Here is a 7,345-nt window from a genome sequence, read left to right as displayed (position 1 = left end):
CTCGACACGTCGTGTGCGTCACGAGCGCGTACCTGCTCACCTACGCCGTGCCGCTGCTCGTGACCGGCCGTCTCGGCGACCGCTTCGGCCCGAAGAACGTCTACCTCGTCGGCCTCGCGATCTTCACGATCGCGTCGCTCGCGTGCGGCCTCGCGTCGTCGCTCGAAGTGCTGATCTTCGCCCGTGCCGTCCAAGGCCTCGGCGCCGCCCTCATGACGCCGCAGACCATGGCGGTCATCACCCGCACCTTCCCGCCCCAGCGGCGCGGTGCGGCCATGGGCCTGTGGGGCGCGACGGCCGGCGTCGCGACGCTCGTCGGCCCGCTCGCGGGCGGCCTGCTCGTCGACGGCCTCGGGTGGGAGTGGATCTTCTTCATCAACATCCCCGTCGGTGTCATCGGCTTCATCGCCGCGCTGATCCTCGTTCCGCAGCTGCCGCAGTCGACCCACAAGTTCGACTTCCTCGGCGTCGCCCTGAGCGCCGTCGGTCTGTTCCTCATCGTCTTCGGGCTGCAGGAGGGCGAGCACTTCGACTGGGCCGCGTGGATCTGGGCGATGGTCGCGGCCGGTGTCGTCGTCATGGCGCTGTTCGTGTGGACGCAGGCGCGGAGCAAGACCGAGCCGCTCGTGCCGCTCGACCTCTTCCGTGACCGCAACTTCTCGGTCTCGAACCTCGCCATCGCCGCGGTCGGTTTCACCGTGACGAGCATGGCGCTGCCGCAGATGTTCTACCTGCAGCTCGCCCGCGGCCTCACCCCCACGGAGTCGGCCCTGCTGCTCATCCCGCTCGCGATCCTGTCGGGCGCGCTCGCGCCGTTCGCCGGCAAGCTCCTCGACCGCACCGACCCGCGAGTGCTGCTGGTCCCCGGTCTGCTGCTCGTCGGCGGATCGCTGGGTCTGTACACCGCGCTGATCCTGAACGACGCGCCGATATGGGCGTTCCTCATCCCGTCCGCGCTGATGGGTATCGGCAACGCCGGCATGTGGGGACCGCTGGCCACCACGGCGACGCGCAACCTGCCGCCGCGGCAGGCCGGTGCCGGTGCCGGCATCTACAACACGACCCGTGTGATCGGATCGGTGATCGGCTCGGCATCCATCGCCGCCTTCATGCAGGCGCGCCTCGAGGCCAACCTGCCCGGAGCGGGGGATGCCACGCAGAGCTTCGGCTCCGGATCGCTTCCGCCGCAGGTCGTCGAGGGCTTCACGAACGCCATGGGCCAGTCGCTGTTCCTGCCGATCGGTGTGATCTTCGTCGGGCTCATCGCCGTGCTGTTCATGAAGCGGCCGTCGGTGATCCGTCCGCACGGCGCTCCGCGCGACGCCGCCCCCGCCGCGCAGGCCGCGCCCGCGGCCGCGGGGGAGTAGCTCGCTTCGGCGCGTTCGGTCCTGTCCGGCGCGTCTCGGATCGCCGAGACTGCACGCGCCTGACATCTCGGTTGCAGACTGCAGTGGGGATGTCAGGCAGTTGCAGTCTCGGCGATTCTGCGCACGGCCGGCCGCGCGGGCGCGACGCGGGCGCGCGCCGGCGGGCGGCCGCCCGGGGCGCCTGCCGCGGCGTCAGGGGGTGATCGCATCGACGAAGCGGCGCGCCTCGTCGATCAGCGCGGCCCAGGTCTCGGCGGCATCCGGAGAGATCTCGGCCCACTCCCGCAGCGGGCGACCCCGCATGACCATCGGGGCGCCGACGCCATCGGCGGCGAGTTCGCCGACGCGCTGCTCCGGCAGCTTGACGACCAGCCCGCCCTCATGCGCGACGAACGCGAACACCTTCCCGCGCACCCGGACGCCCTCGGTCCCGAACATTCGCCCCATGTCGACGTCGGGCAGCGCGCACAGGCTCTCCGCGATCGGGTCGAAGATCGCGTGCGCTCGGGCCATGGCATCCCGGTCCACCATGCGCACACGGTAGCCCGGAACCGGATGCCGGGGCGAGAGGCGAGTCGTCGGTCAGCGCCGAGACTGCAGTGCGCTGACATTCCGGTTGCAGGCTGCGGGGGAGATGTCAGCGGGATGCCGTCTCGCGGATCGGCGACGGCGAGCGGCGGCCCGGACCGCCCCCGGCCGGGTCAGTCCTCGAGGACGCGGGCCGCGATGTCTGTGCGGTACTGACCGCCCTCGAGCCCGATGCGGCTCAGCGCTTCGTAGGCGGCGGTGCGGGCCTCGCGGAACGTCGTGCCGAGGGCGACGACGTTGAGCACGCGCCCGCCGGTGGCGAGCAGCTGGCCGTCGTGCAACGCCGTCGCGGCGTGGGCGACGTGCACGGCGTCGACCTCTTCGGCCTCGTCGAGCCCGGTGAGCGGGCGACCCGTGATCGGCGCCTCGGGGTATCCCTCGCTCGCGAGCACGACCGTCACGGCTGTGGCCTCGGCGAACGCGGGACGCGGCTGGTCCTCGAGCGTGCCCGAGGCTGCGGCCATGAGCAGCGTCGACAGCGGGTCGACGAGCCGCGGCAGCACGACCTGCGTCTCGGGGTCGCCGAAGCGCGCGTTGAACTCGATCACCTTCACGCCGGCCTCGGTCAGGATCAGTCCGGCGTAGAGCAGTCCGATGAACGGGGTGCCCTCGGCATCCATCTGCCGGATCACCGGCTCCGCGATCTCGCGCGTGACGTGGTCGACGAACTCCTCCTCGCCCCCGAACCGCTCGAGCAGCCACGGCAACGGCGAGTACGCGCCCATACCGCCGGTGTTGGGGCCCTCGTCGCCATCGCGGAGTCGCTTGAAGTCCTGTGCGGGGCTGAGGGGCAGCACGCGGTCGCCGTCGCTGAGGAAGAAGAGCGAGACCTCGGGGCCGGCGAGGAACTCCTCGATGAGCACGGGACCGGTCGGCAGATACGTCTCGGCGTGGGCCAGGGCGGCGGCGCGGTCGGACGTCACGATGACGCCCTTGCCCGCGGCGAGTCCGTCGGCCTTGACGACGTGCGGGGCACCGAGCTCGTCGAGCGCCGCGGCGACCCCGGCGAGATCGTGCGCGCGCAAGGCTCGGCCGGTCGGCACGCCCGCGGCATCCATGATCCGCTTGGCGTACGTCTTCGAGCCCTCGAGCTGCGCCGCAGCCTTGCCCGGGCCGAACACCGGGATGCCGCGCTCGCGCAGCGCGTCGGCGACGCCGGCGACCAGCGGGGCCTCGGGGCCGACCACGACGAGGTCGATCGCCTCGGTCTTGGCGAACTCGGTGACGGCGACCGGGTCGTTCGCGTCGAGGTCGACGACGTGGGCGTCGCGAGCGATACCGGCGTTGCCGGGGGCGGCGTAGATCGCGTGCGAGACCTCTTCGGAGCGCAGGGCGAGGATGATGGCGTGCTCGCGCGCGCCCGAACCGAGGACCAGGATTCTCACGCCGCCAGCCTACCGAGCGCCTCCGACACCGCCCGACCCCTCGGCGCCGTCCCTTCTTCGGTGTCCAGGACACGCGGACGCCGCGCCGCCGCATCCGCGTGTCGTGGACACTTAAGCGCCGGCTCGGCACCCTGCCGCCGGGGTGGGCGCCAAGCTGCCCGCCCCCGCGCCCCCGACCGGGATGTCGCACCCCGCGAGTACCGTGGATGCCATGCCTCCCCGCCGCATCGAGACCGGAGACGGTCGAGCCGCGCTCGCCGCCGTGGCCGCGGGCGACGCCTCCCGCCCGGCCACCGCGACCGCGGTGCGGTACCTGCTGCAGCTGCTGGTCGAGAAGGCGCCGGGCAACTCCGTCGAGATGCGCGTGCCGCCGTTCGGGGCGGTGCAAGTGATCGAGGGTCCGCGGCACACGCGCGGAACCCCGCCGAACGTCGTCGAGACCGACGCCGCGACCTGGATCGCCGTCGCCACCGGGGCCGAGAGCTGGACGGATGCCGCGGCCTCGGGCCGGATCGTCGCGTCCGGCGTCCGTGCCGACCTCAGCGCGCTGCTGCCGCTGAGGCCGTGACCCTGCCCTGCCGTGATCTCGACGTGCCGTGATCTCGCCCTGCCGTGATCTCGACGTCGGAGCATCGGCGACCCGCGAACACCGCCGCGGTGGGACAATGTGAGCATGGCTGAGCAGCCCGCCCCCGAACGCAAGCCCCTCGTGCACGAGGAGATCGTGACGCTGCGCGTGCGCCGCGCACCGAAGTACGGCGTCTTCCTCGCGGCCGGCGCACTGCTCGGCATCCTGGCCGCTCTGATCCTGACGGTCGCGATCGACGGCGCCGATCTCAGCCCCTACACGAACGTCGTGTACTCGCAGCTGCAGGTCTTCATGTTCACGGCGCTGATCTTCGTCGTCATCGGCGTGGCGCTCGGAGCGATCGCCGCCCTCATCTCCGAGCGGGTCGTGGGCCGGAAGGTCCGCGACGTCGCCGTCGACCACGAGCGCTACCGCTACTGATCCGGTCGCTCACGCCAGCTCCGCGATGATCGGATGGATGGCGGTGTCGAACGCGACGACGTCGCTGCGCAGCCCGTCGGTCACCGCCACGGTCAGCGATCCGATCCACCACACCCCGCGCTGAGCGAGCGGCAGCACCTGCACGTTGAGCTCGAACGAGTGCGCCCGCCGGCCGACACGTCGCTCGTGCTCGGCGATCGCGCTCGCGTACGCGCGGTACGAGACACCGGGGCGGGCGGCGCTGTCGGACCGGTACCTCGCGTGGGCGTGGCGGGCGAACTCCAGAGCCGCCGCCGCATGCGGTTCGACGACCGCGCGCAGGGCCTCGGCCCGCCCCACCGGCAGCGCCAGCACGTCCTCGAAACCCTCCACCAGCTCGAGCGGCACCGGTGACGGATGCGCGAGCGGCTCGACGCTCATCGCCCACAGCTCGCGCCACTCCCGTTCGAGCAGCGCCTGCTCGTCTTCGGAACGCGGGATGCCGTCGTACCCGGGGACGCGCCGGAGGGCGGGGAGTTCCTCCGGATCCCGGATGCCGCAGACCTGGCGCAGATAGAGCGCGACGAGCACCGGGATCGCCGCGTCCTCGCGGATCGTCCACTCCGGCTGGCCGCCCGTCATGGCGCAATTGTAGAGACGGGCGCGGCCCGGGAGGGCGGGCCTTGCGCGCGGCGTCGCTGCGTCCCGTCCGCTTCTCGGTGAGGGCGGGAGGACATGGAGCGAGGGGAGGAGTGATCCACCTTCCGGCATCCTCCTTAGCTCCCAACTCCTCCGCTCGTCCCGCGGCATCCAGGGACGGACTCCGGACGACGGTTCCTCCCCAGTCGCCGAATCCGGCATTCCGTCCACAGAAGCGCGTCGTCGCCGGACGCGTTCGTGTCGAATCGCGCACAGTATGTGGATGCCAGCTCACCGCGCCGATCCCGTCGACCTCGCTCGCCGGGCTGGCGGGGTCGTGCGTGGAGTACGACTGGCAGAGGCGGGAGTCTCATGGCGCGCGGTGGCGGATGCCATCGACCGTGGCGAACTCATCCGGCTGCGTCGCCGATGGTTGGCCCTGCCCGACGCCGATCCGTATGTCATCGCCGCGGCGCGCGCGGGCGTGATCCTGACGTGCGTCACGGCCGCCGTGCATCACGGTCTCTGGGTCGCATCGCACACCGAACCGCATGTTGCCGCGGGTCCGCACTCGGGGCGCGTGGACGTTGCTCCGGGTACGCGCGTCCATCGCACGCGCCCGTTGATCCCGCGGCACCCGGACGCACTCGTCGATGGCGTCGGCAACACGCTCGTCGCCGTTGCATCCTGCCTTCCTCGTGATGACGCACTGGTCGTGTGGGAGTCGGCATTGAACAAGCGGCTCATCTCGCTGGACGAACTCTCGCGTCTGCCGCTCCCCGCGAGGGCCCGCGCGCTCGCGGAGGTTGCGCAACCATTCGCGGACTCGGGACTGGAGACATATCTGATCGCCCGACTTCGGTGGCTCGGGCTTCGTTTGATTCCTCAGGCCTGGATCCTCGATCACCGCGTGGACCTCCTGATCGGAGACCGGCTCGTGTTCCAAGTGGATGGGGGCCACCACGTCGACGCTCAGCGTGAGCAAGACATCCAGCACGATGCACTGCTCACCCTTCACGGGTACCACGTCATACGCGTCGGGTATCGACAGGTCATTCACGACTGGCCCCAGGTGCAGATGACCGCCATGAACGCGGTCGCCCAGGGGCTTCACCGAATCCGCGACTAGTCACATCCCGGCGTCGCGCCCGTCAAATGCGTGACGAAGGGGGGGGCGGGGGAGGAGGGGAGGATGTCGGGAGGTCGTGGCATCCTCCCCTCTGTCCCACGCCCTCCCCTCGTCACGGAGGGTCGGCGCCGTCGCGCGCACCGGCGTCATGCGTCGCGCCCACACCGCCTGCCGCGCACCGCGTTCCCTGCCGTGCGCCCCATTTCCGGCGGCTAGCGCGGCCCTCAACCCGCCGACGCGCGGGGAGCAAGGGAGGGTGGGGGAGGAGGGGAGGATGCCGGGAGGTCGTGGCATCCTCCCCTCTGTCCCACGCCCTCCCCTCGTCGCGGGGACGGCGCCGCTCGCCGCCGCGTCCACAGCGGCTGGCGCGCCGCCCTCAACCCGCCGACGCGCGGGGAGGAAGGGAGGGTCGGGGAGCAGGGGAGGATGCCGGGAGGCCGTGGCATCCTCCCTCCGCCCCAGCCCCTCCCCTCGTCACGCCGCCGCAGCCCCAACCATCCCCCCCGCGCACCCCCGCGAAGCGCAGAGGCGGGAGGCGTGCCGGATCCTGCGGGTAGTCTGTTCCGGTGGCCTCTGCTCCCCACGAAAACCCCTATTCCGCTGCCGGCGTCGACACCGCCGCGGGTGACCTCGCCGTCGAGCTGATGAAGTCGGCCGTCAAGCGCACCCACGGCCCCGAGGTGCTCGGGGGAGTGGGCGGCTTCGCCGGCCTCTTCGACGCCTCCGCGCTGCGCGACTACGCGCGCCCGCTCCTCGCGACCAGCACCGACGGCGTCGGCACGAAGGTCGCGATCGCGCAGGCGATCGACAAGCACGACACCATCGGCGAAGACCTCGTCGGCATGGTCGTCGACGACATCGTCGTGGTCGGCGCGCGCCCGCTCTTCATGACCGACTACATCGCGTGCGGCAAGGTCATCCCCACCCGCATCGCCGACATCGTGGCGGGCATCGCGCGCGGTTGCGAGCTGACCGGCACGGCACTCGTCGGCGGCGAGACGGCGGAGCGGGAGGCGTCCGTCTGCGTGTTGGCGGCGCATGTCGGCGAGCGAGTCGAGGCCGTGGTCGCGGAACACCCGCTCGCGCACGGCGAGCATGCCGGTGAGCTCCTCGAGCAGACGCGTGAGCCGCTCGCGGTTGCCGCGCGTCGCGACGCCCACCGACGTGCGGGAAGGGCTCGATGCGGGCGAGGCCGCCGCCCGGGAGGTCCATGCCGTAGATGCTCACCTGACGCGGCGAGTGCGTGAAC

General features: G+C 71.8%; 7 protein-coding genes and 1 pseudogene. 5 read left to right on the top strand and 3 right to left on the bottom strand.

The features are described from left to right. The coding region (locus I5G_RS20775) for a DHA2 family efflux MFS transporter permease subunit (RefSeq protein WP_022878128.1) at nucleotides 1-1,367 on the top strand (1,367 nt) is incomplete at its 5' end. Between the two features lie 192 nt (nucleotides 1,368-1,559). Here the strand turns inward: I5G_RS20775 and I5G_RS05275 are convergent. Further along, entirely contained in the window at nucleotides 1,560-1,898 is a 339-nt protein-coding gene (locus I5G_RS05275) for a TfoX/Sxy family protein (protein ID WP_036326462.1), read from the bottom strand. A 170-nt stretch (nucleotides 1,899-2,068) separates the two neighbouring features. Further along, entirely contained in the window at nucleotides 2,069-3,340 is a 1,272-nt protein-coding gene (gene purD / locus I5G_RS05270; RefSeq protein ID WP_022878126.1) for a phosphoribosylamine--glycine ligase, read from the bottom strand. Between the two features lie 211 nt (nucleotides 3,341-3,551). On the opposite strand from purD, the gene I5G_RS05265 reads away from it, so the two are divergent. Then, the gene (locus I5G_RS05265) at nucleotides 3,552-3,908 is read left to right on the top strand and encodes a sterol carrier family protein (protein WP_022878125.1); all 357 of its coding nucleotides are present in this window, start codon (nucleotides 3,552-3,554) and stop codon (nucleotides 3,906-3,908) included. Between the two features lie 105 nt (nucleotides 3,909-4,013). Then, nucleotides 4,014-4,349, top strand: coding sequence for a hypothetical protein (locus I5G_RS05260; RefSeq protein WP_022878124.1), 336 nt, complete (start codon nucleotides 4,014-4,016; stop codon nucleotides 4,347-4,349). 9 nt (nucleotides 4,350-4,358) lie between these two features. Here the strand turns inward: I5G_RS05260 and I5G_RS05255 are convergent, their stop codons facing one another. Beyond that, nucleotides 4,359-4,970, bottom strand: coding sequence for a hypothetical protein (locus I5G_RS05255; protein WP_022878123.1), 612 nt, complete (start codon nucleotides 4,968-4,970; stop codon nucleotides 4,359-4,361). A 379-nt stretch (nucleotides 4,971-5,349) separates the two neighbouring features. On the opposite strand from I5G_RS05255, the gene I5G_RS23915 reads away from it, so the two are divergent. Next, complete coding sequence (locus I5G_RS23915) at nucleotides 5,350-6,096, top strand: endonuclease domain-containing protein (RefSeq protein ID WP_239642500.1); 747 nt, start codon at nucleotides 5,350-5,352, stop codon at nucleotides 6,094-6,096. A gap of 566 nt (nucleotides 6,097-6,662) precedes the next feature. Further along, nucleotides 6,663-7,103, top strand: a pseudogene (locus I5G_RS20765) (AIR synthase related protein); the annotation flags it as partial. Between the last annotated feature and the right edge of the window lie 242 nt (nucleotides 7,104-7,345).

The organism is Microbacterium sp. B19 (assembly GCF_000333395.1).
In the GTDB taxonomy this organism is placed as follows: domain Bacteria; phylum Actinomycetota; class Actinomycetes; order Actinomycetales; family Microbacteriaceae; genus Microbacterium.
Note: the sequence above shows the minus strand (reverse complement) of the source record. Positions and strands in the feature narration are given on the sequence as shown.